Here is a 25,173-nt window from a genome sequence, read left to right as displayed (position 1 = left end):
GGTCGCGGAAAGGACCGCGATTGTCGCCGAGGGCCGCGCGGCCGCCCGGCACCGCGTCGACCCGCTGACGCCGGCCCGGCGCTCCCGAGCGGGGCCGGGCCGAAACGCGCTTACTGCTGCTGCTGCGCAGCGGCCTCGTGGTCCGACGGCCAGTCGCGGATGTAGGCCTTGAGCATGCGGTTCTCGAAGTCCTGGCTGTCCACGACGGCCTTGGCGACGTCATGGAAGGAGATGACGCCATGCAGGGCCCGACCATCCATCACGGGCAGGTAGCGGGCGTGGCGCCCCAGCATCATGCGGCGGACTTCGTCGATGTCGGTCTCGGGGGTGCAGGTCAGCGGATGGTCGTCCATCACCGTGCGGACGAGGGTGTTGCCAAGCGCACCGCCATTGCCGATCAGGGCCTGGATTAGCTCGCGGAAGGTCAGCATGCCCGCGACGTCACCGTGTTCCATCACCACGAGCGAGCCAATGTCCATTTCGGACATCATCCGCGCGGCGTGCTGCAGGCTGTCGTCCGGGGACACGGTGTAGAGGGCGGAGCCCTTCACGCGCAGAATTTCGCTGACTTTCATGGTTTGTTCTCCTGGGGGGGCGACGTGCCCGATCGTGCGGTTTCAATATAACCAAGCCCCCACACGGCGCAAGGGTCATCCCCCCGGGTTGCCGGCAGGATCTTCCTGGGGCACGGGGCGGCGGCCGATGAGGTCGGCCAGGTGGAGGCGATCCAACCCCGCCGCACGGCGGAAGGCCGCGCTGGTCTCGCCCGGCCCGAGCAGGGTCTGGGCGATCAGTGCGGCGGCGGGAGTGCGCTCGGGATCGACCAGCAGCACATAGCGTGGCGGTTCGGCCTCGTCGAGGCGGGCGATCCAGTCCAGCGCCACCAGCTGGCCCAGCGTGGGTTCGAGCTGCAGCGGGTCCAGCCGAAGGCGCCGCGCCAGCTCGGCCGCCCCCAGGCCCTGCGATGTGGCCGGGCCCCGGGCCGCATCGAGCATGCGCAAGACGACCAGGGCCAGCTCGAAGGCCGAGCCCGGCCCCTCGGGCAGGCGTCGCACGCGCAGCTGCAGGCTGGGCGCATAGGCCGCGATGACTGCACCGAACAGCACGATCAACCAGACCATGTAGAGCCAGATCAGGAAGATCGGCAAGGCGGCGAAGGCACCGTAGACCCGGGTGTAGCCCGGAACCTGACCGACATACCAGCCCAGCAGGCCCTTGGCCAGTTCCAGGCCGACGGCGACAAAGGCCCCACCCGCCACCGCGTGGGCCCAGCGCACCGAGGTGTTGGGCACGTAATGGAACAGTGCGGCGGCAAAGCCACCGACCATCAGGAACTCCAAGCCCGACAGCAGGAAGCCGACCCCGCCCCCGGGCCGGCCCGAAACCCAGTCTTGACCTGCAGCGATCACGAAGGAGGTGAAGGACAGGCTGATGCCGACCAGCAGCGGCCCCAGCGTCGCGGCCGCCCAGTAGACGAGCACCCGCTGCGCGATCGGCCGGGGCTGCCGCACCCGCCAGATGCCGTTGAGGGTGCGGTCGATCGTCAGCATCAGCGACAGCGCCGTCGCCACCAGGATGACCAGGCCCAGCGTGCCGAGGCGGTTGGCCTTCAGGGCGAAGCTGGTGAGGTTCTTCAGCACCGGCTCGGCGATGCCCTCGGGCACCAGCCCCTGCAGGAACTGGCTCTCCAGCGCGCGGCGGAAGGGCCCGAAGACGGGGAAGGCATTGAACAGGGCCAGGGTCACCGTCATCAGCGGGACCAGGGCAATGGTGGTGGTGAAGGTCAGGCTGCTGGCGGTCAGGCCGAGGCGGTCTTCGCGGAAACGCTGGGCCAGGGTGCTGAGGGTGTCGCGCCAGGGCCAGCGCTGGAGGATCTCGGCCAGCTCGGCCGCGCGTTCACGCAGCGCCAGCAGACGCAGGGCAAGGGTTGAAGCCATGCTGGCATCATGCCAGCCATGCCCTTACTTCCACTCCCCACGCCCCGGGCCGCCGCGCAGAGCCGTGCTGCCGCCCTGGGCCTTCTCCTGGCCCTGATCGCGCTGGGCCTGCTGTGGGAGCTGCTGCTCGCGCCCACGGGCCGCGGCACGCTGGCCCTCAAGGTGCTGCCGCTGGTGCTGGCGGTGCCCGGCCTGCTGAAGCAGCGGCTCTACACCTTCCGCTGGCTGAGCCTCGCGGTGTGGCTCTACTTCACCGAAGGCGTGGTGCGGGCCTGGAGCGATCCGGCCCCGAGCCAGGCGCTTGCGGGCCTGGAGATCGCCCTGAGCATCGCGCTGTTCTGTGCCTGCGCACTGCACGTGCGTCAGCGCCTGGCCCTGGGCCGCGCACGCACCGCGGCCTGAGCCTGCGGCCATGGCACCCGACCCGCAGGCCCTGCTCGACCTCCTGCGCCGGCAGCTGGGTCCGGCCCATGTGCTGCGGCCGCAAGACACCGACCTTTCGGCCTGGACGGTCGACTGGCGCAAGCGCTATCACGGCCGGCCGCTGGCGCTGGTGCGACCGGCCGACGCCCAGGAGGTGGCCGCCGTGATGCGGGCCTGTGCGGCCGCCCGCGTGGCCGTGGTGCCCCAGGGCGGCAACACCGGCCTGGTCGGTGGCGGCGTGCCCGATGCCAGCGGGCAACAGATCCTGCTGAACCTGGGCCGGCTCAATCGCCTCCGCGCCCTCGACGCCGACAACCTCACCCTCACCGCCGAGGCCGGCTGCATCCTGCAGCAGGTCCAGCAGGCGGCGGCGGCGGCCGGTCTGCTTTTCCCGCTGAGCCTGGCCGCCGAAGGCAGCTGCACCATCGGGGGCAACCTGGCCAGCAACGCCGGCGGCACGGCGGTGCTGCGCTACGGCAATGCACGCGAGCTCTGCCTGGGCCTGGAAGTGGTCACGCCGCAGGGCGAGCTGTGGTCCGGCCTGGGCGGTCTGCGCAAGGACAACACCGGCTACGACCTGCGCGATCTCTACATCGGCAGCGAAGGCACGCTGGGCATCCTGACCGCGGCCACGCTCAAGCTCTTCCCCACCCCGGCCGCGCAGACCACCGCGCTGGCCGCCTGCGCCAGCCTGGAGGCGGCGGTGGCCCTGCTCGGCCGGGCGCGCGCCGCGCTGGGCGCCGCGCTGACCGGCTTCGAGGTGATGAACGCGGCCGCGCTGGACCTGGTCGCCCACCACTTCCCCGCCCTGCCCCGCCCCTTCGCGGGCGGCGCCTGGCCCGCGTGGACGGTGCTGATCGAGCAGTCCGAGGCCGGGGCCCCCGACGAGCCGGGCGAGGCCGCCGCGGCCCGCGCCACCGCGCGCTTCGAAGCGCTGCTGGCCGGTGCGCTGGAGCGGGGCACGATCGGCGATGCCGTGGTGGCCAGCAGCCTGGCGCAGTCGCGCAGCCTGTGGGCGCTGCGCGAGCACATCCCGCTGGCCCAGGCCGAAGCGGGGCTGAACATCAAGCACGACATCGCCCTGCCGGTCTCGCGCATCCCCGCCTTCGTCGAGGCCAATGCGCGGGCGCTGGCCACCGCCTGCCCGGGCAGCACGCTGATCTGCTTCGGGCATCTGGGCGACGGCAATCTGCACCACAACCTGCAGGCACCGGCCGGGGTCGATGCGCCGTCCTTCCTGCTCAGGCACGAGGCGCAGGTGAATGCCCTGGTGCACGACGCGGTGCAGGCCGCCGGCGGCAGCTTCTCGGCCGAGCATGGCATCGGCGCCCTGAAGTGCGGGGAGCTCGGCCGTCGCAAGGATCCGGTGGCCCTGGCCCTGATGCGCCGCCTCAAGCAGGCCCTGGATCCGCTGAACCTGATGAACCCGGGTCGCCTGCTGCCGCCGGGCTGAGCCCTGGCCAGCTTGCGCCAGCACGGCAGGCGCTCAGTGCGTCGGGCCTTTCAGGGCCTCGGGCATCGGCAGGGTGTGGACTTCGATGCCCTCCTCGCGCAGGGCCAGGCGTTCTTCCGGACTGGTCTGGCCGCGGATGCCACGCTCCGGGCTTTCGCCATGGTGGATGCGGCGGGCCTCGTCGGCAAAGCGTGGGCCGACATCCTCGGTGTGGTCCAGCACGTGACGGACGGCGCGTAGCCACAGGGCCTCGACGCTCTGCTGCTCCGGCGTGGCCTGCGGCCGCGGCGCGGGAACGTCCGGCGGCGGGCTGGGCTCGCTGCGCGACACGCCGGACAGGTTCAGGCGCGGCGCCGAGGGCCGCTTGTCGACCCGGGGGCTTCCGCAGAGCGGGCACTCGATCAGGCCACGCGCCTGCTGGTCGGCGTGGTCCGCCTCGGAGGCGAACCAGCCCTCGAAGCGGTGGCCGTGCTCGCACTGCAGGTCGAAAACCTTCATGCCGCCGATGATGCGTGATCCGGGCCGGGCGGGCTGGCCTGCCAGTCCAAGGCCCAACGGCCTTCGCGCCAATGGCGCAGCCAGAGCATGCCGATGAGGGTCTTGGCATCGGTGAGCTCGCCCCGGGCGGCCTGGTCTTCCAGGGCCTCCAGCGTGGTGGTCTGCACATCGAGGAACTCGCCCTCGTCGAGATGACGTTCGCCCAAGCTCAGGCCGCGCGCGAACCAGATCTCGATGCCCTCGTTGCTGTAGGCGATGGCGTTGTGCAGCAGGCCGGCCCGGGCCCATTCACGGGCGCGGTAGCCGGTTTCCTCGGCCAGCTCACGGATGGCGCAGGCCAGCACCGGCTCGCCGGCGTCCAGCTTGCCGGCCGGGAACTCGATGAAGGCGCGGTGCAGCGGATAGCGCCACTGGCGCTCGACAACCAGACGACCGTCATCGAGCAGGGGCACGATCATCACGGCCCCGGGATGGACGATGTACTCGCGGGCCGCCTCCTGCCCGTCGGGCAGCTGCACGCGGTCGCGGCGCACATGCAGGAAGTGGCCGCGGTAGACCTCGCGGCTGTCGATCGACTGTTCGCGCAGGTGGGCGTCGGGCGGGAGCGTGTCGGTCATCGCAGGCCCAGGGGTCGGCGGTGGGCGACCTGCCCCCTCAGCCCGGCCGACGCAGCTGGCGCCAGACGAAGCCGGGGAAGGCGAAGGTCAGGAAGAGGCAGAGCACGACCGCGTAGAAGGACCAGCCCTGCGGGTGGCGCTGGCCGATCTGGGCTTCCAGCGCGAAACCGAGGGCGGTGGTCAGGCCGGCAAGGATCAGGAGTTCCAGGAGCCGCCAGCCCAGGCCCTTGTCCTGGCGACGCGGCCCGATCAGCAGCACCCGCTGGCTGAGAAAGGGCAGGTTCGCGCCGACCAGGGCCAGCACGATCAGCAGGTAGACCGCGAGATCGAGCGACATCGTGAGACTGTCCGGAAACGGCCGCTCAGGTGGCCAGGGCCATGCGGATCGCGTCCGCACACCAGGCCATCAGCCCACCCGGCAGGAGGCCGAAGCCGAGCACCAGCAGGGCATTGAGCCCCAGCACCACACGCACCTCGGTCGGCAGCAGCTGCAGCTCGCCCGCAGCCGGACCGGAGTCGGCCGGTGCATCGAAGTACATGACCTTGACGATGCGGAGGTAGTAGTAGGCGCCGATCAGCGAGAGCAGCACCGCGACGATGGCCAGGCCAATGTAGAGCGGCACATTGGTCGAGACCAGCGACTGCAGCACCGCCAGCTTCGCGTAGAAGCCCACCGTCGGCGGAATGCCGGCCAGCGAGAACATGACCAGGGCCATGATGCCGGCCATCAGCGGGCTGCGGCGGTTCAGGCCGGCCAGATCGCTGACCTGCTCGCTTTCGAAGCCACGCTGGGTCAGCGCCAGCAGCACGCCGAAGCCGGCCAGCGTGGTCAGCACGTAGGCGACCAGGTAGAACATCGCCGAGCTGTAGCCGTTGGCGGCCGACAGGGTGTTGCCCGCGATCAGCGTCGGCGTCAGGCCGAGCAGCATGAAGCCGAGCTGGGAGATGGTCGAGTAGGCCAGCAGGCGCTTCAGGTTGTCCTGCGCGATCGCGGCGAGGTTGCCGAGCACCAGGGAACAGACCGACAGCACCATCAGCATCTGCTGCCAGTCCTTGCCGAGACCGATCATGCCCTCGACGAGCAGGCGGATGGTGATCGCGAAGGCGGCCAGCTTGGGCGCGGCGGCGATCATCAGCGTGACCGCCGTCGGTGCGCCCTGGTAGACGTCGGGCACCCACATGTGGAAAGGCACGACGCCAAGCTTGAAGGCCAGGCCGGCGACGATGAACACCACGCCGAAGACCAGCACCTGAGCATTGATCTGCCCGCTGCCGATGGCTTCGAACACCTTGCCGAGCTCGAGCGCACCGGTCGCGCCGTAGAGCATCGACAGACCGTAGAGCAGGAAGCCGCTGGCCAGGGCGCCGAGCACGAAGTACTTCATCGCGGCCTCGGTGGCCGGTGCATGGTCGCGACGCAGGGCCACCAGGGCATACAGGCTCAGCGACATCAGCTCCAGTCCCAGGTAGATCACCAGGAAGTGGTTGGCCGAAATCATCACCAGGATGCCGAGCAGGGCGAACAGCGACAGGGTGTGCAGCTCGCCCTTGAGCATCTCGCGCGAGGCCGCGTAAGGCCGCGCATAGATGAGGGTGACGGCCGTGGCCACCACGGCGAAGAAGGCCAGCAGATGGCCCATCGGGTCGCTGACGACCATGTTGCCGAAGGCGTACTGCGTCTGCCCCTCCTGGAAGCCCAGCAGGTGCAGGGCGGCCACGGCGGCCAGCGCAATCATCGACAGGCCGTGGGTCAGACCACGCCGGGGCGAGCTGACGAAGAGATCGGCCAGGGCGATGAGGCAGGTCATCGCCAGCAGCAGGATCTCGGGGCTCAGGACGGACCAGTTCATCGGGTTCATCGTCGGGGTATCGGGTTCAGGCCGGGGCGGCTCAGGGCAGCTTGGAGACGGCCACGTGGCGCAGCAGCTCGGCCACCGACACGTCCATCACGTCGGTGAAGGGCTTGGGATACAGACCCATCGCCAGCACGGCGAGGGCCAGCACGGCCAGCATCAGGAACTCGCGGGCATTCAGGTCGCTCAGGCCGCGCACGTCCTCGTTGGCCACCGGGCCGAAGTAGACGCGCTTGACCATCCACAGCGTGTAGGCGGCGCCGAAGATCAGCGTGGTCGCCGCCAGCAGGCCGATCCAGAAATCAACCTTCACCGCACCGAGGATGACCATCCACTCGCCCACGAAGCCCGCGGTGCCCGGCAGGCCGCAGTTGGCCATCGCGAACAGCACGGCGAAGGCCGCGAACTTCGGCATGGTGTTGACCACGCCGCCGTAGCTGGCGATCTCGCGGCTGTGCACGCGGTCGTAGAGCACGCCGATACAGAGGAACATCGCGCCCGAGACGAAGCCGTGGCTGACCATCTGCACGATGCCGCCGGCCATGGCCAGGGGATCGAAGAGGAAGAAGCCCAGGGTCACGAAGCCCATGTGCGCGATCGACGAATAGGCGACCAGCTTCTTCATGTCGCCCTGGACCAGCGCGACCACGCCGATGTAGAGCACCGCCACCAGGCTCAGGCCGATGATGAGGCCGGCCCAGGCCTGGCTGGCATCGGGCGTGATGGGCAGCGAGAAGCGCAGGAAACCGTAGGCGCCGAGCTTCAGCATGATCGCGGCCAGCACGACGGAGCCGCCGGTCGGCGCCTCGACGTGGGCGTCGGGCAGCCAGGTGTGCACCGGCCACATCGGCACCTTGACGGCGAAGGCGGCGAAGAAGGCGAAGAACAGCAGGGTCTGCGCGTCCATCGGCAGCGGCAGCTTGTGCCAGTCAAGGATCGCGAAGCTGCCACCCGACTTGTAGTACAGGTAGATCAGCGCCACCAGCATCAGCAGCGAGCCGAGCAGCGTGTAGAGGAAGAACTTGAAGGCCGCGTAGACGCGGCGCGGACCGCCCCACACGCCGATCACGATGTACATCGGGATCAGCGTGGCCTCGAAGAACACATAGAAGAGCAGGCCGTCGAGCGCGGTGAACACGCCAATCAGCAGACCCGACAGGATCAGGAAGGCGCCGAGGTACTGGTGCGGCCGGTCCTCCACCACCTCCCAGGCCGCAATCACGACGATCACGGTGATGAAAGCGGTCAGCGGCACGAACCACATCGACAGGCCGTCGATGCCGAGGTGGTAGCGCACATTGAAGCGCGCGATCCACGGCAGGTTCTCGACGAACTGCATGGCAGCCGTCGAGGTGTCGAAGCCGGAGACCACCGGCAAGGTCACCAGCAGGCCGACGAGGGCCCCGACCAGCGCGAGCCAGCGCGCGACATGCGCCTGGGCCTGGCGGCCGAAGGCAAGCAGGAGGACGCCGAAGGCGATCGGGGTCCAGATGGCAATCGAGAGGGTTCCCATGTTCTTCTTCGTGTTGCCCGCTCAGCGCCCGAAACGCACGAACCAGGTCAGCAGGACGAACACGCCGACGATCATCACCAGCGCGTAGTGGTAGATGAAACCGGTCTGGAGCGTGCGCACCCGCTGCGCGATCCAGCCGACCAGACGGGCGGGGCCGTTGACGAGCAGGCCGTCGATGAAGGCCACGTCGCCGCCCTTCCACAGTCCGCGACCCAGGCCCCGGGCGCCTGCCGCGAAGACCTTCTCGTTGATCGCGTCCATGTAGTACTTGTTCTCCAGCACCCGGCGCAGCGCGCCGAGGCGAGCATCGAAGGCCGCCGGGATGGCCGGCAGCTTCAGGTAGAAGACCCAGGCCGTCAGCACGCCACCGAGCGCCAGCCAGAACGGCAGGGTCTGCAGGCCGTGCAGGGCCATCGCCAGCGCACCGTGGAAGTGATGGGCCAGCTCCGCCATGGCGGGATGCTTGGCCGCGTCGACGGTGATCGCATCGGCGAGGAAGCCGCCGAAGAGCATGGGCTCGATGCTGAGGTAGCCGATCACGACCGAGGGGATCGCCAGCAGCGCGAGCGGCAGGGTCACGACCCAGGGCGACTCGTGCGGCACATGCGGCTCGTGGTGGCCGTGCGCATCGTCATGGTGATCGTGTTCGCCGGGGAAGGGCTTGTGGTGGAAGCGTTCCTTGCCGTGGAAGACCAGGAAGTACATCCGGAAGCTGTAGAAGGCGGTGACGAAGACGCCGGCGATGACCGCAAACTGCGCGAAGCCGGCAGCCGGCAGCGTGCTGGCCTCGACCGCCAGGATGATGCTGTCCTTCGAGTAGAAGCCGGCGAACAGCGGCGTGCCGATCAGCGCGAGCGAGCCCAGCAGCGAGGTGATCCAGGTGATGGGCATGCGCTTCCACAGGCCGCCCATATTGCGGATGTCCTGATCGTGGTGCATGCCGATGATGACCGAGCCCGCACCGAGGAAGAGCAGCGCCTTGAAGAAGGCGTGCGTCATCAGGTGGAAGACCGCCACCGAGTAGGCCGAGGCGCCGAGCGCGACCGTCATGTAGCCGAGCTGGGACAGCGTCGAATACGCGACCACGCGCTTGATGTCGTTCTGGATGATGCCGAGGAAGCCCATGAACAGGGCCGTGATCGAGCCGATCACCATCACGAAGTTGAGCGCGGTGTCGCTCAGCTCGAAGAGCGGCGAGAAGCGCGCGACCATGAAGATGCCGGCCGTCACCATGGTGGCGGCGTGGATCAGGGCGGAGATCGGCGTCGGGCCTTCCATCGAGTCGGGCAGCCAGACATGCAGCGGGAACTGCGCGCTCTTGCCCATGGCACCGATGAACAGGCAGATGCAGGCCACGCTCAGCAGCGCCCAGTCGGTGCCGGGGAAGGCCAGCGCGGCGAGTTCGTCCTTCTTCGCGAAGACCTCGGTGTAGTTCAGCGAGCCGGTGTAGGCCAGCAGCAGGCCGATGCCGAGGATGAAGCCGAAGTCACCCACCCGATTGACCAGGAAGGCCTTCATGTTGGCGAAGATCGCCGTCGGCTTGGTGAACCAGAAACCGATCAGGAGGTAGCTGACCAGGCCCACCGCTTCCCAGCCGAAGAAGAGCTGGAGCATGTTGTTGCTCATCACCAGCATGAGCATGCTGAAGGTGAAGAGCGAGATGTAGGCGAAGAAGCGCTGGTAGCCCGGGTCCTCTTCCATGTAGCCGATGGTGTAGATGTGGACCATCAGGGACACGAAGGTCACCACGCACATCATCATCGCGGTCAGGCCGTCGACCAGGAAGCCGACTTCCATGACGAGCTTGCCCAGCGTCATCCACTGGTAGAGCGTCTGGTTGAAGCGCGCGCCATCGAGGGCGACGAGCTTCAGCACCCAGGCCGAGATCAGGAAGGCAATCGCGACGCCGAGGATGGTCGCGACATGGGCGCCGCGACGGCCGAGCGTCTTGCCGAACAGGCCGGCAAGCACGGCGCCGGCCAGCGGGGCCAGCGGCACCGCGAGCAGCAAGGGGGTGGAGAGTTGGGACATCGGGTTCGAGGCTCCGTGGGCGGGGTCAGGGACTCAGCCCTTGAGCGTGTCCAGCTCGTTGACGTCGATCGTCGAGCGGTTGCGGAACAGCACGACGAGGATGGCCAGGCCGATCGCCGACTCGGCGGCGGCGACGGTGAGGATGAAGAACACGAAGACCTGGCCGGCCATGTCGCCCAGGAAGTGCGAGAAGGCGACGAAGTTCAGATTGACCGCCAGCAGCATCAGCTCGATGGCCATCAGCAGCACGATCAGGTTCTTGCGATTCAGGAAGATGCCGATCACCGAGAGCGCGAACAGCATCGCGCCAAGGGACAGGTAGTGGCCGAGGGTGAGGGTCATCGGGCGGCTCCTTCGGGGCCGGAGGCCGCGGCCTCGGACGGCGGGGTGGCCACGGTGGGCGCCACCTTCAGGATGCTGAGGCGGTCCGCCTTCTTCACGCGGACCTGCTGGCCCGGGTTCAGGTAGCGGCTGTCCTTGCGACGGCGCAGCGTCAGCGCAATGGCGGCGATGATGGCCACCAGCAGCAGCACGGCCGCGATCTGCAGGGGGTAGAGGTAGTCGGTGTAGAGCGCCAGGCCGAGCAGCTTGGTGTTGCCCAGGGACAGGGCCTCGGCCGAGGGTGCCGGCGCATCGCTGAGGCGGAAGCCCCCCAGCAGCACGGCCGCCATCTCGAAGGCGATCACCACGCCGACGCCGGCCGCCAGCGGCACATGCTTCCAGAAGCCGGCCCGCGTGCGGTCGAGGTTGGCGTCGAGCATCATCACGACGAAGAGGAAGAGCACCATCACCGCGCCGACATAGACCAGCACGAGGGTGATCGCGAGGAACTCGGCCTCCAGCAGCATCCAGACGCAGGACGCATTGAAGAAGGCCAGCACCAGGTAGAGCGCGGCGTGGACCGAGCTTCGGGCGGTGATCACGCGGAAGGCTGCAAACAGCAGCACGGCCGCGAAAAGGTAGAAGAGCGCGGTGGGGGTCGTCATGGCAGGGCGGCGGCGGGCCTCTTCGTCAGCGGTAGCGCGCGTCCGCGGCCTTGTTGGCGGCGATCACGGGCTCGTAGCGGTCACCGACCGCCAGCAGCATGTCCTTGGTGAAGTACAGGTCGCCGCGCTTCTCGCCGTGGTACTCGAAGATGTGCGTCTCGACGATCGAGTCGACCGGGCAGCTCTCTTCGCAGAAACCGCAGAAGATGCACTTGGTCAGGTCGATGTCGTAGCGGGTCGTGCGGCGGCTGCCGTCGTCGCGGACATCGGACTCGATGGTGATGGCCATGGCCGGGCAGACCGCCTCGCAGAGCTTGCAGGCGATGCAGCGCTCCTCGCCGTTCTCGTAGCGGCGCAGGGCGTGCAGGCCGCGGAAGCGCGGGCTCTGCGGGGTCTTTTCTTCCGGGAACTGAACGGTGATGGTCGGCGACAGGAAATGCTTGCCGGTCAGCTTCAGGCCCTTGAACAACTCCAGCAGCAGGAAGCTGCCGAAGAATTCCTTGATCGATGCGAGGGTGCTCATGCTGCCGCCCTTACTTCCAGATGTTCCACGGCGACTGCATCCACAGGCCGACCACGACCAGCCAGACCAGCGTCACGGGAATGAAGATCTTCCAGCCCAGACGCATGATCTGGTCGTAGCGGAAGCGCGGGAAGGTGGCGCGGACCCAGAGGAACATCGTCACGACGACGAAGGTCTTCAGGCCCAGCCAGATCCAGCCCGGGATGGCGTTGAAGAAGGCGCTGTCGATCGGCGGCAGCCAGCCGCCCAGGAAGAGCGTGACCGACAGGATCGACACCAGGATCATGTTCGCGTACTCGGCCAGGAAGAACATCGCGAACGACATCCCGGAGTACTCGATCATGTGGCCCGCCACGATCTCCGATTCGCCTTCCACCACGTCGAAGGGGTGGCGGTTCGTCTCCGCGAGGCCGGAGATGAAGTAGACGATGAAGATGGGGAAGAGCGGCAGCCAGTTCCAGCTCAGGAAATTCAGGCCCATGTCGGCGAACTGGCCGACGTCCTGCTTCAGCACGATCTGGCTGATGTTCAGCGAGCCCGAGATCATCAGCACGATGACGAGCGCGAAGCCCATCGCGATCTCGTAGCTGACCATCTGCGCCGAGGCGCGCATGGCGCCGAGGAAGGCGTACTTCGAGTTCGAGGCCCAGCCGGCGATGATCACGCCGTAGACCTCGAGCGACATGATCGCCATCAGGTAGAGCAGGCCGGCATTGATGTTGGCCAGCGCGACCTCGGGGCCGAAGGGCACGACCGCCCACGCCGCCAGGGCCGGCATGATGGTCATGATCGGGCCGAGGAAGAACAGGCCCTTGTTGGCCGCCGTCGGGATGATGATCTCCTTGAAGATCAGCTTCACCGCATCGGCGATCGGGGTCAGCAGGCCGAAGGGCCCGACCCGGTTGGGGCCCGGGCGGATCTGCGACCAGCCGATGGCCTTGCGCTCCCACAGGGTCAGATAGGCCACGCAGCCCATCAGCGGCAGCAGCAGCGCGACGATCTTGATCAGGGTCCAGACGACCGGCCACGCGCCCCCGAGGAGCGAGCTGCCGGTGCTTTGCATGAGTTCGAGCATGGTGGGGTGCCTTTCCTCAAGCCTTCTCGACGCGGACCGTGCCGCTCATCGCGCCGAGGGTGGCGGTGTCGGCATGGCCCGCGGGCAGGCGGACGCAGTGGGCGGCCAGGGTGGCTTCCTGCTCGGCGGGCAGCACGGCGATGGCGGCGCCCTGCGTGACGCGGACCGACGCACCGTCCTGCAGGCCGAGCGCGGCCCAGGTGGCGGGCGAGAGGCCGACGCGCGGCGCCCGACCATCGGCCGTGGCCTGCAGCGCAGGGGCACGGCGGACCAGGCTGTCGCTCGCGTAGATCGGCACTTCGGGCAGACGCTGCAGGCCGCCGTCGGCCAGGGGGCCGGTGCCGATGCTAGCCGGCAGGGCCACCGCATTGCTCAGGCGGGCAGGCAGCGCGGCCAGGTCGCCCAGGGCGGCGGCCTTGACCTCTTCGCTGCTCTCCGCGCCGAAGCCCGGCAGGCCCAGCAGGGTGCCCAGCACGCGCAGCACCTTCCAGGCCGGGCGGGTGTCGGCCAGGGGCTTGACCACGCCGTGGAAGCTCTGCACGCGACCTTCGGCGTTCACGAAGCTGCCGGAGGTTTCGCTGAAGGGCGCGATGGGCAGCAGCACGTCGGCGAACTCGGTGTTCGCGTCGGCGAAAGGCGAGAAGGACACGACCATCTGCGCGGCCGACAGCGCGGCGCGGGCGGCGGCGGCATCGGCGCCATCAAGCACCGGCTCGGTGTTCAGCAGCAGCAGGGCCTTGCGCGGTGCGTGGCCGAGCATGGCGGCTGCCGAGAGGCCGTCCGCAGCCGGCTGCGCGCCGACCAGCTGGGCGCCGACGCTGTTGGCCGCCTCGCCCAGCACGCCCAGCTTGGCGCCGGTCTGCTCGGCAATCCATTGGGCCAGGCCCAGCAGCGCCGCTGCCTGCGGATGCTGCGTGGCCGCGTTGCCCAGGAGCACGGCCTTGCGCTGGCCGGACAGCAGGCTGTCGGCCACCGCCTGGGCCTGCGCGCAGGGGCTGACCGCGAAGGGCGCGTTCAGGCCCTTGGCCTGGGCGACCGCGGCCGCGACACCGGCCAGGGCCTGGGCCCAGTCGGACGGGGCGGCCACCCAGCGGCTGGCGCTCGGCAGGGCCCAGTCCTCGGCCACCCCGTTGAGACCATGGATGGCGGCGCCGCGAACGGCGGCATGGCGCAGGCGCAGCGCGAATAGGGGGTGGTCCTTACGCAGGAAGGAGCCCACCACGAAAGCGACGTCCAGGGTGGACAGCTCGGCGATCGGCAGGCCCAGCCAGCGGGCCTGGCCGGCCGGCGCGGCCAGCGCCGCGTCGGTCTGGCGCAGGCGATGGTCGATGTTGTCGCTGCCCAGGCCGCGGACCAGCTGGGCCAGCAGATGCAGCTCCTCGACGGTGGCATGCGGGCTGGCCAGCGCGCCAATCGCGGCGGCGCCGTGCTCGGCCTTCACGCCCTTGAGGCCATTGGCCACGTACTCGAGCGCGGTCGTCCAGTCGGTGGCGAGCCATTGGCCGCCCTGCTTGATCATCGGCTGCTTGAGGCGCGACGGGCCGTTCAGGGCCTCGTAGCTGAAGCGGTCGCGGTCGGCGATCCAGCACTCGTTGACGGCATCGTTCTCGAGCGGCAGCACGCGCAGCACCTGGCCGGCCTTGACCTGCACGACGAGGTTGGCGCCCGTGCTGTCATGCGGGCTCACGCTCTTGCGGCGCGACAGTTCCCAGGTGCGGGCGCTGTAGCGGAAGGGCTTGCTGGTGAGGGCGCCGACCGGGCAGAGGTCGATCATGTTGCCGGAGAGCTCGCTGTCGACCGTGCCGCCGCTGAGCGTGGTGATCTCGCTGTGCTCGCCGCGATGGATCATGCCCAGCTCCATCACGCCCGCCACTTCCTGGCCGAAGCGCACGCAGCGGGTGCAGTGGATGCAGCGGCTCATCTCCTCCATGGAGATCAGCGGACCGACGTCCTTGCGGAAGACCACGCGCTTCTCTTCCTCGTAGCGCGAGGCGGACTTGCCATAGCCGACCGCGAGGTCCTGCAGCTGGCACTCGCCACCCTGGTCGCAGATCGGGCAGTCCAGCGGATGGTTGATCAGCAGGAACTCCATGACCGACTGCTGGGCCTTGACGGCCTTGTCGCTCTTGGTGCGGACGATCATGCCCTGGGTGACCGGGGTCGCGCAGGCCGGCATGGGCTTGGGCGCCTTCTCGATCTCCACCAGGCACATGCGGCAGTTGGCCGCCACGGACAGCTTCTTGTGGTAGCAGAAGTGCGGGATGTAGGTGCCGTTGCGTTCGGCCGCCTGGATCACCATGCTGCCTTCGGCCACCTCGACCTTGCGGCCGTCGAGTTCGATTTCAACCATGTTCTTGGTGCGATGCGCCGCGGTCGACTCAGGCCGGCACGGAGACCTGACAGGTCTTGTGCTCGATGTGATACGCGAACTCGTCGCGGAAGTGCTTCAGCATCGCGCGGACCGGCATGGCCGCGGCGTCGCCGAGCGCGCAGATCGTGCGGCCCATGATGTTCTCGGCCACGTTGTCGAGCATGGCCAGATCCTCGGGGCGGCCTTCGCCGTGCTCGATGCGCTGGACCATGCGCCACAGCCAGCCCGTGCCTTCGCGGCAGGGGGTGCACTGGCCGCAGCTCTCGTGCTGGTAGAAGTAGGACAGGCGCAGCAGGCTCTTGACCATGCAGCGGGTCTCGTCCATCACGATGACGGCGCCCGAACCCAGCATGGAGCCGGCCTTGGCGATGGAGTCATAGTCCATCGTGCAGGCCATCATGAGATGCGCCGGCAGCACCGGGGCGGAAGAACCGCCGGGGATCACGGCCTTGAGCTTCCTGCCGCCCTTCACCCCGCCGGCCAGTTCCAGCAGGGTGCTGAAGGGGGTGCCCATGGGCACCTCGTAGTTGCCGGGCCGCTCGACGTCGCCGACCATCGAGAAGATCTTCGTGCCGCCGTTGTTCGGCTTGCCGACCTTCAGGTAGGCCTCGCCGCCATGGCGGATGATCCACGGCACGGCGGCGAAGGTCTCGGTGTTGTTGATGGTGGTCGGCTTGCCGTAGAGGCCGAAGCTGGCGGGGAACGGCGGCTTGAAGCGCGGCTGGCCCTTCTTGCCCTCCAGCGATTCAAGCAGCGCGGTTTCCTCGCCGCAGATGTAGGCGCCGAAGCCGTGGTGGGCGTGCAGCTGGAAGCTGTGGCTGCTGCCGAGGATGTTGTTGCCCAGGAAGCCGGCGGCGCGGGCTTCCTCCAGCGCGGCCTCGAAGCGCTCGTAGACCTCGAAGATCTCGCCGTGGATGTAGTTGTAGCCCACCGAGATGCCCATCGCGTAGGCCGCGATCGCCATGCCTTCGATCACGGCATGGGGGTTGAACATCAGGATGTCGCGGTCCTTGCAGGTGCCCGGCTCGCCCTCGTCCGAGTTGCAGACGAGGTACTTCTGCACCGGCAGCGCACGCGGCATGAAGCTCCACTTCAGGCCGGTGGGGAAGCCCGCACCGCCCCGGCCGCGCAGACCGCTGGCCTTGACCTCGGCGATCAGCTGCTCGGGCGTCATCGGCTCGCCCTGCGTGCCGTCGGGCAGCAGGCCGGTCAGGATGCGGCGCAGCGCCACGTAGCCACCGCGGGCGACGTAGTCCTGCAGATGCCAGTTCGCGCCATTCAGACCGGCATAGATCTGCGGCTCGATGTGGCGACCGTGGAAACAGGTCTCCAGGCCGGTGGCCTTGAACTTGGACAGGTCCAGCGTGCTCATCGGGGGGTGCCTCTCACTGACCAGACTTGGCCGTGGCGGTGGCCGCCTCGGCCGCGCACATCGCCAGCAGCTCGTCCAGGCGCTCCTCGCGCATGAAGCTCAGCATCTCGCGGTCGTTGACCAGCATCACCGGCGCATCGGCGCAGGCGCCCAGGCATTCGCTGGGCTGCACGGTGAACACGCCGTCGGTCGTGCTGCCATAGGGCTCGACGCCCAGGCGCTTGCAGACATGGTCCAGCGCGGTCTGGCCCTCGCGCAGCTGGCAGGGCAGGTTGGTGCAGACGTTGAGCTTGTAACGGCCCACCGGCTGCTGGTTGTACATGTTGTAGAAGGTCGTGACCTCGTGCACCGCGATCGGCGCCATGCCCAGCACGGCGGCCAGCGCCACCTCGGCCGCCTGGCTCACATGGCCCTGCTCCTGCTGGATGATGGACAGGCAGGCCATCACGGCCGATTGGCGTTGCTCGGCGGGGTACTTGGCGGCCTCGCGCTCGAAGCGGGCCAGCGTGGCATCACTGAAAAAGCTCATCGCGCTCGTCTCGTGCAGGGTCAGCGGTCGATCTCGCCGAACACGATGTCCATCGTGCCGATCACGGCGACGGCATCGGCAATCATGTGGCCACGCGACATCTCGTCCATCGCCGCGAGGTGGGCGAAGCCGGGGGCGCGGATCTTCAGGCGATAGGGCTTGTTGGCGCTGTCGCTGACCAGGTAGATGCCGAACTCGCCCTTGGGGTGCTCGACGGCGGCATAGGCCTCGCCCTCGGGCACATGGAAGCCTTCGGTGAAGAGCTTGAAGTGATGGATCAGCTCCTCCATCGAGCTCTTCATCTCGACCCGCGAGGGCGGCGCGACCTTGTGGTTCTCGGTGATGACCGGACCGGGGTTCGCCCGCAGCCAGGCCGCGCACTGCTGGATGATGCGGTTGGACTGGCGCATCTCCTCGACGCGGACCAGGTAGCGGTCGTAGCAGTCGCCGGTCTTGCCGACCGGGATGTCGAAATCCATCCGGTCGTACACGTCATAAGGTTGCTGCTTGCGCAGGTCCCAGGCGATGCCCGAGCCACGCAGCATCGCGCCGGTGAAGCCCAGGTTGAGGGCGCGTTCGGGCGTGACCACACCGATGCCCACCGTGCGCTGCTTCCAGATGCGGTTGTCGGTCAGCAGGGTCTCGTACTCGTCGACCAGCGCCGGGAAGCGGCGGGTGAAGTCGTCGATGAAGTCCAGCAGCGAGCCCTGGCGGTTCTCGTTCAGGCGGGCGATGGTCTTCGCGTTGCGGACCTTGCTGGCCTGGTACTGCGGCATCACGTCGGGCAGGTCGCGATAGACGCCGCCCGGGCGGAAGTAGGCCGCGTGCATGCGCGCGCCCGAGACCGCCTCGTACATGTCGAACAGGTCCTCGCGCTCGCGGAAGCAGTAGATGAGGATGTTCATCGCGCCGCAGTCGAGACCGTGGCAGCCCAGCCAGAGCAGGTGGTTGAGCAGGCGGGTGATCTCGCTGAACATCACGCGGATGTACTGCGCGCGCTCGGGCACCTCGATGCCCATGAGCTTCTCGATGGCCAGGCAGTAGGCGTGCTCGTTGCACATCATCGAGACGTAGTCCAGCCGGTCCATGTAGGGCAGCGACTGGATGTAGGTCTTCGACTCGGCCAGCTTCTCGGTGGCGCGGTGCAGCAGGCCGATGTGCGGGTCGGCGCGCTGGATGACTTCGCCGTCGAGTTCGAGCACCAGCCGCAGCACGCCGTGCGCGGCCGGGTGCTGGGGACCGAAGTTCAGCGTGTAGTTCTTGATCTCAGCCATGGTCGTGCCGGGTCCGTTCAGTGCAGGCCGCCGTACTTGTCCTCGCGGACGATGCGGGGCGTGATCTCGCGCAGCTCGATGCTCACCGGCTGGTAGATCACGCGCTGCTGCTCGGGGTCGTAGCGCATCTCGACGTGGCCGTGGGTCGGGAAGTCCTTGCGGAAGGGGTGGCCGATGAAGCCGTAGTCCGTCAGGATGCGACGCAGGTCCTCGTGGCCCTCGAAGACGATGCCGTAGAGGTCGAAGGCTTCGCGCTCGAACCAGTTGGCCGAGGACCAGATGCCGTTGAGCGAGGCGACCATCGGCAGCTCGTCCTCGGGACAGAACACGCGCAGGCGCACCCGCTGGTTCAGGCTGACCGACAGCAGGTGCACGACGACGGCATAGCGCGGGCCCTCGGCCAGCGGCGAGGCGCCATCCTTGTACTGCGAGTAGTCCATGCCGCAGAGGTCGATCAGCTGCTCGAAGCGCAGCGCCGGCGCATCGCGCAGCAGCTCGGCGGCTTCCAGCAGGCGGGCCGCCGGCACGGTGATGGTGACTTCGCCACGGTCGGCGACGATCGAGCTCAGGCGGTCGCCGAGCACCGACTTCAGCGCGTCCTGCAGCGTGTCCAGGGTGGGATGAGACATGGTCGGCAGGGCCTCAGCGGGCGATGGTGTTCTCGCGGCGGATCTTGGCCTGCAGCTGCAGGATGCCGTAGAGCAGCGCCTCGGCGGTGGGCGGGCAGCCCGGCACGTAGACATCGACCGGGACGATGCGGTCGCACCCGCGCACGACGCTGTAGCTGTAGTGGTAGTAGCCGCCGCCGTTGGCGCAGGAGCCCATGCTCAGCACCCAGCGCGGCTCGGCCATCTGGTCGTAGACCTTGCGCAGCGCCGGCGCCATCTTGTTGCACAGGGTGCCGGCCACGATCATCAGATCGCTCTGGCGCGGACTCGGCCGGAACAGCATGCCGAAGCGGTCGATGTCGTAGCGCGCCGCACCGGCATGCATCATCTCCACCGCACAGCATGCGAGGCCGAAGGTCATCGGCCACAGGGAACCCGTCTTCGACCAGTTGATCAGCTTGTCGACCGAGGTGGTGACAAAGCCCTCTTTCAGAACGCCTTCGATGCCCATGACTTCTCCGCGTGTCGCCTCAACGTCCTGCTGCGCTCATTCCCAATCCAGTGCGCCCTTCTTCCACTCGTAGGCGAAGCCGACGACGAGGATGCCCAGGAAGATCATCATGGCCCAGAAGCCTGACGCACCAATTTCTGCCAGCGAGACCGCCCAGGGGAAGAGGAAGGCGATCTCCAGGTCGAACAGGATGAAGAGGATGGCCACCAGGTAGTAGCGCACGTCGAACTTCATCCGCGCGTCTTCGAAGGCCTCGAAGCCGCACTCGTAGGGGCTGTTCTTGGCCGCGCCGGGGCGGCGCGGGCCGAGCAGGAAACCGAGCACCTGGGGGGCCACGCCGACCCCGACGCCAACCAGGATGAAGAGGATGACCGGGAGGTACTCTTGAAGGTCCATGGTCGTGCGCTCGCGTCGGCTTGCTGTCAGGTGGTCGGTTCGGAGCGCACAAAACAAAGCGCGCTGGCACCGCACGAACCCCTTGGAAGGGATCTTTGCTGCACTCTCAGCGCGCCTGCTTTGCCCGATCCGGCTGCCCGGATCTGCCGCGGGTTCTCCGCGGGGCTCTCTCTGCGTCAATCTTGTTCTTGGTGCCGACGGCGAGACTCGAACTCGCACAGCTTTCGCCACTACCCCCTCAAGATAGCGTGTCTACCAATTTCACCACGTCGGCCCGAGGCTTCTTTTCGAAGCTCTTGGAAGCTGTCCAGCTGGCTTGAGGATGGCTCGCTGAACAGCCTTGAATCTTACCGTGAAAACCCGCGGGTTCCACCGCGTCCGAGAGGCCTTGTCGGTCAATTGACACAAGCGTCCCGGACGAGGACGGACCTCACTTCGAGGCGGCCGGGGCGGCAGGGAGCGGCGCCACGCTGGCGGCCGGCGCGGCGCCCGGAATGGCGTCGGCCGTGGCGCTGGCGGCAGGGGCCACCCGCTCAAGCACGCTGCCACCGGCCGCGCTCGCACCGCCCGAGCCGGGGTTGCCGGTGTAGGCCAGGGCCAGCGTCGACGCGAAGAAGACCGCGGCCAGGATGGCGGTGGTGCGCGACAGGAAGTTCGCGCTGCCGGTCGCACCGAACAGGCTGCCGGACGCGCCGCCGCCGAAGGAGGCCCCCATGTCGGCCCCCTTGCCGTGCTGCATCAGCACCAGACCGATCATCGCCAGCGCCGACAGCAGCTGGGCGACGAGGAGCAGGGACATCAGGATTTGCATGATCGGGAATCTCCAGGAATCCGTCGGTCGCCTCAGGCGGCCGCACGGCAGATGGCAAGGAAGTCTTCGGCCTTCAGCGCGGCGCCGCCGATCAGGCCGCCATCGATGTCAGCCTGGGCGAAAAGGACCTTGGCGTTGTCCGGCTTGACGCTGCCACCGTAGAGCAGGCGCATCTGGCCGGCGCGCGGCGAGGCCGCGGCCAGCTGCGCGCGAAGCAGCGCGTGCACGGCCTGCGCCTGTTCCGGGGTGGCGGTCAGGCCGGTGCCGATGGCCCAGACGGGCTCGTAAGCCACCACCATCTCGCCGACGCAGGGGCCCAGGGTGTGGATCACGGCCGAGAGCTGCCGCTTGACCACCGCTTCGGTCTCGCCAGCCTCGCGCTGGGCCAGCGTCTCGCCGACGCAGACGATGGGCGTGATGCCCTTGGCCAGCGCGACCTTGGCCTTGTCGGCCACGAGCTGGTCGGTTTCGCCGTGGTACTGGCGGCGCTCCGAGTGGCCGACGATCACATAGCGGCTGCCGAAATCGGCCAGCATGGCGGCGCTGACTTCGCCGGTGTAGGCCCCCTGCGCATGCACGGAGACATCCTGCGCGCCCCAGCCGATCGGGCTGCGCGCGAGGCGTTCGGCCGCCTGGGCGAGGTAGGGAAAAGGCACGCAGACGGCGGCTTCGGCCGGCAGCGGGCCCGCCGCCTTGAGGGCTTCGAGCAGTTGTTCGTTCACGGCATGGCTGCCGTGCATCTTCCAGTTGCCGACCACGAGGGGCTGTCGGGTTTCGCTCATCGGGAGGTCCTCGAAAGGTTCAAAGAATTCAGGCGGCGGCGGACCAGTCCAGCACGATCTTGCCGATGTGCGTGCCGGACTCCATCAGGGCATGGGCTTCGGCCGCCGCCGATGCCGGCAGCACGCGATGCAGCACAGGGCGCATGCGGCCCGCCTCGATCCAGGGCCAGACGCGGGCCTGCAGTGCCGCGGCCACGCGGGCCTTGACCTCGACGCTGCGCGGCCGCAGCGTGGAGCCGGTCAGCGTCAGGCGGCGGCGCTGCAGGCGGGCCACATCGATCGTGGCCTTGCTGCCGCCCTGCACCGCAATGACGGACAGGCGCCCGTCCTCGGCCAGGCAACGCAGGCCGCGCTCGATGTAGTCGCCCGCCACCATGTCGAGGATCACGTCGACGCCACGGCCGCCGGTCAGGCGCAGCGTCTCGTCGACGAAATCCTGGGTCTTGTAGACGATGGCCGCATCGGCCCCCAGGGCCACGCAGGCCGCAGCCTTGGCCGCATCGCCGACGGTGACGAAAACCGTCGCCCCCAGGGCCTTGGCGATCTGGATGGCCGTCACGCCGATGCCGCTGCTGCCGCCGTGGATCAGGATGGTCTCGCCGGGCTGCAGGGCCGCCCGCTCGACCGCATTGATCCAGACGGTGAAGCAGGTCTCCGGCAGGCTGGCCGCCTCGACCAGGCTCAGGCCGGCCGGCACCGGCAGCACCTGGCCAGCGGGGGCCACGGCATAACGGGCGTAGCCGCCCCCGTGGGTCAGCGCGCAGACGGCCTGACCCAGGTGGAAGCCGCGTGCAGCCAGCGCCTTCGCCTCGCCCCCGACCAGACGGCCGGCCACTTCCAGACCCGGCAGGTCCGAGGCGCCGGGCGGCGGCGGGTAGAGGCCCTTGCGCTGAAGGACGTCCGGACGGTTCACGCCCGAGGCCGCCACCTCGATCAGCAGCTCACCGGCCTGAGGCTGAGGCAGGCTGCGCTGCACGGGCGTCAGCACCTCCGGGCCGCCCGGCTCGCGGATGGCCAGGGCCGGCATCTGCGTCGGCAGCGGGAAGAGCGCGTCGTTCATGGGGGTCGGCACGGCGAGGCCCGGACACGGGACGAACCGCGGAACGCGGCCGCCCGTCGGGCCCGGCGATCAGCTCTGGAAGTCGCCGCCTTCGGCCGCCGGCGCGGCCTCGGCCGGGCGCTCGCCGCCACGGTCACCGCGATCACCCCGGTCGCTGCGCTCACGGCGCGGGCCACGGTCCCCCCGGTTGTCGCGGTCGAAGCGGTCGCGGCGCGGACGGTCCTCGAAGCTCGGCTCGACATAGCCTTCCGGCTTCTCGAGCAGGGCCTTGAGCGAGAGCTTGATGCGGCCCTTCTCGTCGGTCTCCAGCACCTTGACCTTGATGACATCGCCTTCCTTGACGAAGTCCTCCACCCGCTCGACGCGCTGGTGCGCGATCTGGCTGATGTGCAGCAGGCCGTCCTTGCCGGGCAGGATGTTGACCAGGGCACCGAAGTCCAGGATCTTGGTGACCGGGCCTTCGTAGACCTTGCCGACTTCCGCCTCGGCGGTGATTTCCTCGATGCGCTTCTTCGCGTACTCGGCGCGCTCGCCGTCGGTCGAGGCGATGGTGATCGTGCCGTCCTCGGCGATGTCGATCGTGGTGCCGGTTTCCTCGGTCAGCGCACGGATGGTCGCGCCGCCCTTGCCGATCACGTCGCGGATCTTCTCCGGATTGATCTTCATCGTGTAGAGGCGCGGGGCGAACTGCGAGACCTCGGTGTTCGCCCCGGCCACGGCCTCGGTCATCTTGCCGAGGATGTGCAGGCGGGCTTCCTTGGCCTGGGCCAGGGCAACCTGCATGATTTCCTGGGTGATGCCCTGGATCTTGATGTCCATCTGCAGGGCGGTCACGCCGGTGGTGGTGCCGGCCACCTTGAAGTCCATGTCGCCGAGGTGGTCCTCGTCGCCCAGGATGTCGGTCAGCACCGCGAAGCGGTTGCCGTCCTTGATCAGGCCCATGGCGATGCCGGCCACGTGCGCCTTCAGCGGCACGCCCGCGTCCATCAGCGCCAGGCAGCCGCCGCAGACCGAGGCCATCGAGGAGGAGCCGTTGGACTCGGTGATCTCCGAGACCACGCGCATCGCGTAGGCGAACTCGTCCTTGGCCGGCAGCACCGGCACCAGGGCACGCTTGGCGAGTCGGCCGTGGCCGATCTCACGGCGCTTCGGGCTGCCGACACGACCCGTCTCGCCGGTGGCGAAGGGGGGCATGTTGTAGTGCAGCATGAAGCGGTCCTCGAACTCGCCGGCCAGCGCGTCGATGCGCTGCGCGTCGCGGTCGGTGCCGAGGGTCGCGACGACCAGGGCCTGGGTCTCGCCGCGGGTGAACAGGGCCGAGCCGTGGGTGCGCGGCAGCAGGCCGGTGCGGATCTCGATGGGGCGCACGGTGCGGGTGTCGCGACCGTCGATGCGCGGCTCGCCGGCCAGGATCTGGCCGCGGACGATGCGTGCCTCGATGTCGAAGAGCAGGCCGTCAACCTTGACCTTGTCGAACTCGACGCCTTCGGCCTTCAGCGCGGCGAAGACCTGGGCGTTCGCGTCACGGCAGGCCTGGGTGCGGGCCTGCTTGGAACGGATCTGGTAAGCCGCGCGCAGCGGGCCTTCGGCCAGGGCGGTGACCTTGGCGATGAAGGCCTCGTCCTTGGCCGGCGGCTGCCAGTCCCAGACCGGCTTGCCGGCCTCGCGGACCAGCTCGTTGATCGCGGCGATCGCGACCTTGCCCTGCTCATGGCCGAAGACCACGCCGCCGAGCATCACTTCCTCGCTGAGCTGGTCGGCTTCCGACTCGACCATCAGCACGGCGGCCTCGGTGCCGGCGACGACCAGGTCCATCTTGGACTCGGCCATCTGCGCCTTGCTCGGATTCAGCAGGTACTCGCCGTTCAGGTAGCCGACGCGGGCGGCACCGATCGGGCCGTTGAAGGGGATGCCGCTGATGGCCAGCGCGGCGCTGGAGCCGATCAGGGCCGGGATGTCGGCGGCGACTTCCGGGTTCAGCGAGACGACGTGGACGATGACCTGCACTTCATTGAAGAAGCCGTCCGGGAAGAGCGGGCGCAGCGGACGGTCGATCAGGCGGCTGGTCAGGGTCTCCAGCTCGCTCGGACGGCCTTCGCGCTTGAAGAAGCTGCCGGGGATCTTGCCGGCGGCATAGGTCTTCTCGACGTAGTCGACGGTCAGCGGAAAGAAGTCCTGACCCGGCTTGGCCTCGGACTTGGCGACCACGGTGGCGAGCACCACGGTGCCGTCGACGCTGACGAGCACGGCGCCGCCGGACTGGCGGGCGATTTCACCGGTCTCCAGCGTGACGTCGTGCTGGCCCCAGCGGAAGGTCTTGCTGACTTTGTTGAACATGGACATGGAAGTCTCCTGGGAGGATGGGGCGGCGGCCTGCGCGCCCCGGGCTCCGGTTCAGGGTCGGTCAGCGGGATGCCATTCCAGCGGGGCAGGTGCGGGGGGCTGCGGGCCCCTGCCCTGCTGGAATGACACAGCGTCGCTCACGATCGGCCCCGTGGCCGGGAATTTTTCGGGCTCTTGAAACGCCAAGAGCCTGTGCTGGAGGAGACC

At 68.5% G+C, this 25,173-nt stretch carries 25 protein-coding genes and 1 tRNA gene; 2 read left to right on the top strand and 24 right to left on the bottom strand.

The features are described 5' to 3' along the window. Window positions 1–110 precede the first annotated feature (110 nt). On the bottom strand, window positions 111–575 hold the full coding sequence (locus H4F90_RS02545) for a CBS domain-containing protein (protein WP_182661185.1): 465 nt from the start codon (window positions 573–575) through the stop codon (window positions 111–113). Between the two features lie 75 nt (window positions 576–650). Next, window positions 651–1,937, bottom strand: coding sequence for a YihY family inner membrane protein (locus H4F90_RS02540; RefSeq protein WP_182661183.1), 1,287 nt, complete (start codon window positions 1,935–1,937; stop codon window positions 651–653). Between the two features lie 18 nt (window positions 1,938–1,955). Here H4F90_RS02540 and H4F90_RS02535 point away from each other — a divergent pair, with 18 nt between their 5' ends. Next, entirely contained in the window at window positions 1,956–2,339 is a 384-nt protein-coding gene (locus tag H4F90_RS02535; RefSeq protein WP_182661181.1) for a DUF2069 domain-containing protein, read from the top strand. Window positions 2,340–2,349: 10 nt separating this feature from the next. Next, a complete protein-coding gene (locus H4F90_RS02530; protein ID WP_182661179.1) occupies window positions 2,350–3,813 on the top strand; it encodes an FAD-binding oxidoreductase in 1,464 nt (487 codons plus the stop codon). Window positions 3,814–3,846: 33 nt separating this feature from the next. On the opposite strand, the gene H4F90_RS02525 is transcribed toward H4F90_RS02530, so the two are convergent. From H4F90_RS02525 to pnp, 22 genes are all read right to left on the bottom strand, one after another. Continuing rightward, the gene (locus tag H4F90_RS02525) at window positions 3,847–4,311 is read right to left on the bottom strand and encodes a DUF1178 family protein (protein WP_182661177.1); all 465 of its coding nucleotides are present in this window, start codon (window positions 4,309–4,311) and stop codon (window positions 3,847–3,849) included. After that, the gene (locus H4F90_RS02520; RefSeq protein WP_182661175.1) at window positions 4,308–4,928 is read right to left on the bottom strand and encodes an NUDIX domain-containing protein; all 621 of its coding nucleotides are present in this window, start codon (window positions 4,926–4,928) and stop codon (window positions 4,308–4,310) included. The genes H4F90_RS02525 and H4F90_RS02520 overlap by 4 nt, the downstream gene beginning before the upstream one ends. Window positions 4,929–4,965: 37 nt before the next feature. Next, window positions 4,966–5,265 carry a DUF2818 family protein gene (locus tag H4F90_RS02515; RefSeq protein ID WP_182661173.1) on the bottom strand — a complete coding sequence of 100 codons (300 nt, stop codon included), beginning with the start codon at window positions 5,263–5,265 and terminating at the stop codon, window positions 4,966–4,968. Between the two features lie 25 nt (window positions 5,266–5,290). After that, a complete protein-coding gene (gene nuoN / locus H4F90_RS02510) occupies window positions 5,291–6,787 on the bottom strand; it encodes an NADH-quinone oxidoreductase subunit NuoN (protein WP_182661171.1) in 1,497 nt (498 codons plus the stop codon). Between the two features lie 31 nt (window positions 6,788–6,818). Then, a complete protein-coding gene (locus H4F90_RS02505; RefSeq protein ID WP_182661169.1) occupies window positions 6,819–8,294 on the bottom strand; it encodes an NADH-quinone oxidoreductase subunit M in 1,476 nt (491 codons plus the stop codon). Between the two features lie 21 nt (window positions 8,295–8,315). Beyond that, on the bottom strand, window positions 8,316–10,325 hold the full coding sequence (nuoL, locus tag H4F90_RS02500; RefSeq protein WP_182661167.1) for an NADH-quinone oxidoreductase subunit L: 2,010 nt from the start codon (window positions 10,323–10,325) through the stop codon (window positions 8,316–8,318). Window positions 10,326–10,358: 33 nt separating this feature from the next. Next, the gene (gene nuoK / locus H4F90_RS02495; protein WP_182661165.1) at window positions 10,359–10,667 is read right to left on the bottom strand and encodes an NADH-quinone oxidoreductase subunit NuoK; all 309 of its coding nucleotides are present in this window, start codon (window positions 10,665–10,667) and stop codon (window positions 10,359–10,361) included. Then, complete coding sequence (locus H4F90_RS02490; RefSeq protein WP_182661162.1) at window positions 10,664–11,311, bottom strand: NADH-quinone oxidoreductase subunit J; 648 nt, start codon at window positions 11,309–11,311, stop codon at window positions 10,664–10,666. The genes nuoK and H4F90_RS02490 overlap by 4 nt, the downstream gene beginning before the upstream one ends. Window positions 11,312–11,336: 25 nt before the next feature. Further along, window positions 11,337–11,834, bottom strand: a complete 498-nt coding sequence (gene nuoI, locus H4F90_RS02485) for an NADH-quinone oxidoreductase subunit NuoI (protein WP_182661160.1) — start codon at window positions 11,832–11,834, stop codon at window positions 11,337–11,339. Between the two features lie 10 nt (window positions 11,835–11,844). Further along, complete coding sequence (gene nuoH, locus H4F90_RS02480; protein ID WP_182661158.1) at window positions 11,845–12,909, bottom strand: NADH-quinone oxidoreductase subunit NuoH; 1,065 nt, start codon at window positions 12,907–12,909, stop codon at window positions 11,845–11,847. Window positions 12,910–12,925: 16 nt separating this feature from the next. Then, window positions 12,926–15,259 (bottom strand): NADH-quinone oxidoreductase subunit NuoG, encoded by a 2,334-nt coding sequence (gene nuoG, locus H4F90_RS02475; protein ID WP_182661156.1) that lies wholly within the window; start codon window positions 15,257–15,259, stop codon window positions 12,926–12,928. 28 nt (window positions 15,260–15,287) lie between these two features. Beyond that, window positions 15,288–16,652, bottom strand: coding sequence for an NADH-quinone oxidoreductase subunit NuoF (nuoF, locus tag H4F90_RS02470; protein ID WP_182661154.1), 1,365 nt, complete (start codon window positions 16,650–16,652; stop codon window positions 15,288–15,290). A 13-nt stretch (window positions 16,653–16,665) separates the two neighbouring features. Next, complete coding sequence (locus H4F90_RS02465; protein ID WP_182661152.1) at window positions 16,666–17,181, bottom strand: NADH-quinone oxidoreductase subunit NuoE family protein; 516 nt, start codon at window positions 17,179–17,181, stop codon at window positions 16,666–16,668. A gap of 20 nt (window positions 17,182–17,201) precedes the next feature. Continuing rightward, window positions 17,202–18,455, bottom strand: coding sequence for an NADH-quinone oxidoreductase subunit D (locus H4F90_RS02460; protein WP_182661150.1), 1,254 nt, complete (start codon window positions 18,453–18,455; stop codon window positions 17,202–17,204). A gap of 17 nt (window positions 18,456–18,472) precedes the next feature. Next, window positions 18,473–19,084 (bottom strand): NADH-quinone oxidoreductase subunit C, encoded by a 612-nt coding sequence (locus tag H4F90_RS02455; protein ID WP_182661148.1) that lies wholly within the window; start codon window positions 19,082–19,084, stop codon window positions 18,473–18,475. 13 nt (window positions 19,085–19,097) lie between these two features. Further along, window positions 19,098–19,574, bottom strand: a complete 477-nt coding sequence (locus tag H4F90_RS02450) for a NuoB/complex I 20 kDa subunit family protein (protein WP_046113908.1) — start codon at window positions 19,572–19,574, stop codon at window positions 19,098–19,100. A 36-nt stretch (window positions 19,575–19,610) separates the two neighbouring features. Further along, window positions 19,611–19,970, bottom strand: a complete 360-nt coding sequence (locus H4F90_RS02445; RefSeq protein ID WP_182661146.1) for an NADH-quinone oxidoreductase subunit A — start codon at window positions 19,968–19,970, stop codon at window positions 19,611–19,613. A 189-nt stretch (window positions 19,971–20,159) separates the two neighbouring features. Beyond that, window positions 20,160–20,244, bottom strand: a tRNA-Leu gene (locus H4F90_RS02440). Window positions 20,245–20,400: 156 nt separating this feature from the next. Further along, window positions 20,401–20,781, bottom strand: coding sequence for a preprotein translocase subunit SecG (gene secG, locus H4F90_RS02435; protein WP_182661144.1), 381 nt, complete (start codon window positions 20,779–20,781; stop codon window positions 20,401–20,403). A gap of 32 nt (window positions 20,782–20,813) precedes the next feature. Beyond that, entirely contained in the window at window positions 20,814–21,563 is a 750-nt protein-coding gene (gene tpiA / locus H4F90_RS02430; protein WP_182661142.1) for a triose-phosphate isomerase, read from the bottom strand. Window positions 21,564–21,591: 28 nt separating this feature from the next. Then, window positions 21,592–22,590, bottom strand: coding sequence for an NAD(P)H-quinone oxidoreductase (locus H4F90_RS02425; RefSeq protein ID WP_182662972.1), 999 nt, complete (start codon window positions 22,588–22,590; stop codon window positions 21,592–21,594). 102 nt (window positions 22,591–22,692) lie between these two features. Further along, the gene (gene pnp, locus H4F90_RS02420; RefSeq protein WP_182661140.1) at window positions 22,693–24,966 is read right to left on the bottom strand and encodes a polyribonucleotide nucleotidyltransferase; all 2,274 of its coding nucleotides are present in this window, start codon (window positions 24,964–24,966) and stop codon (window positions 22,693–22,695) included. Window positions 24,967–25,173: the final 207 nt, after the last annotated feature.

The sequence above is a fragment of the Aquariibacter albus genome (assembly GCF_014145335.1).
GTDB classification, from domain to species: domain Bacteria; phylum Pseudomonadota; class Gammaproteobacteria; order Burkholderiales; family Burkholderiaceae_C; genus Aquariibacter; species Aquariibacter albus.
This window is presented reverse-complemented; position numbering and strand designations above follow the sequence as displayed.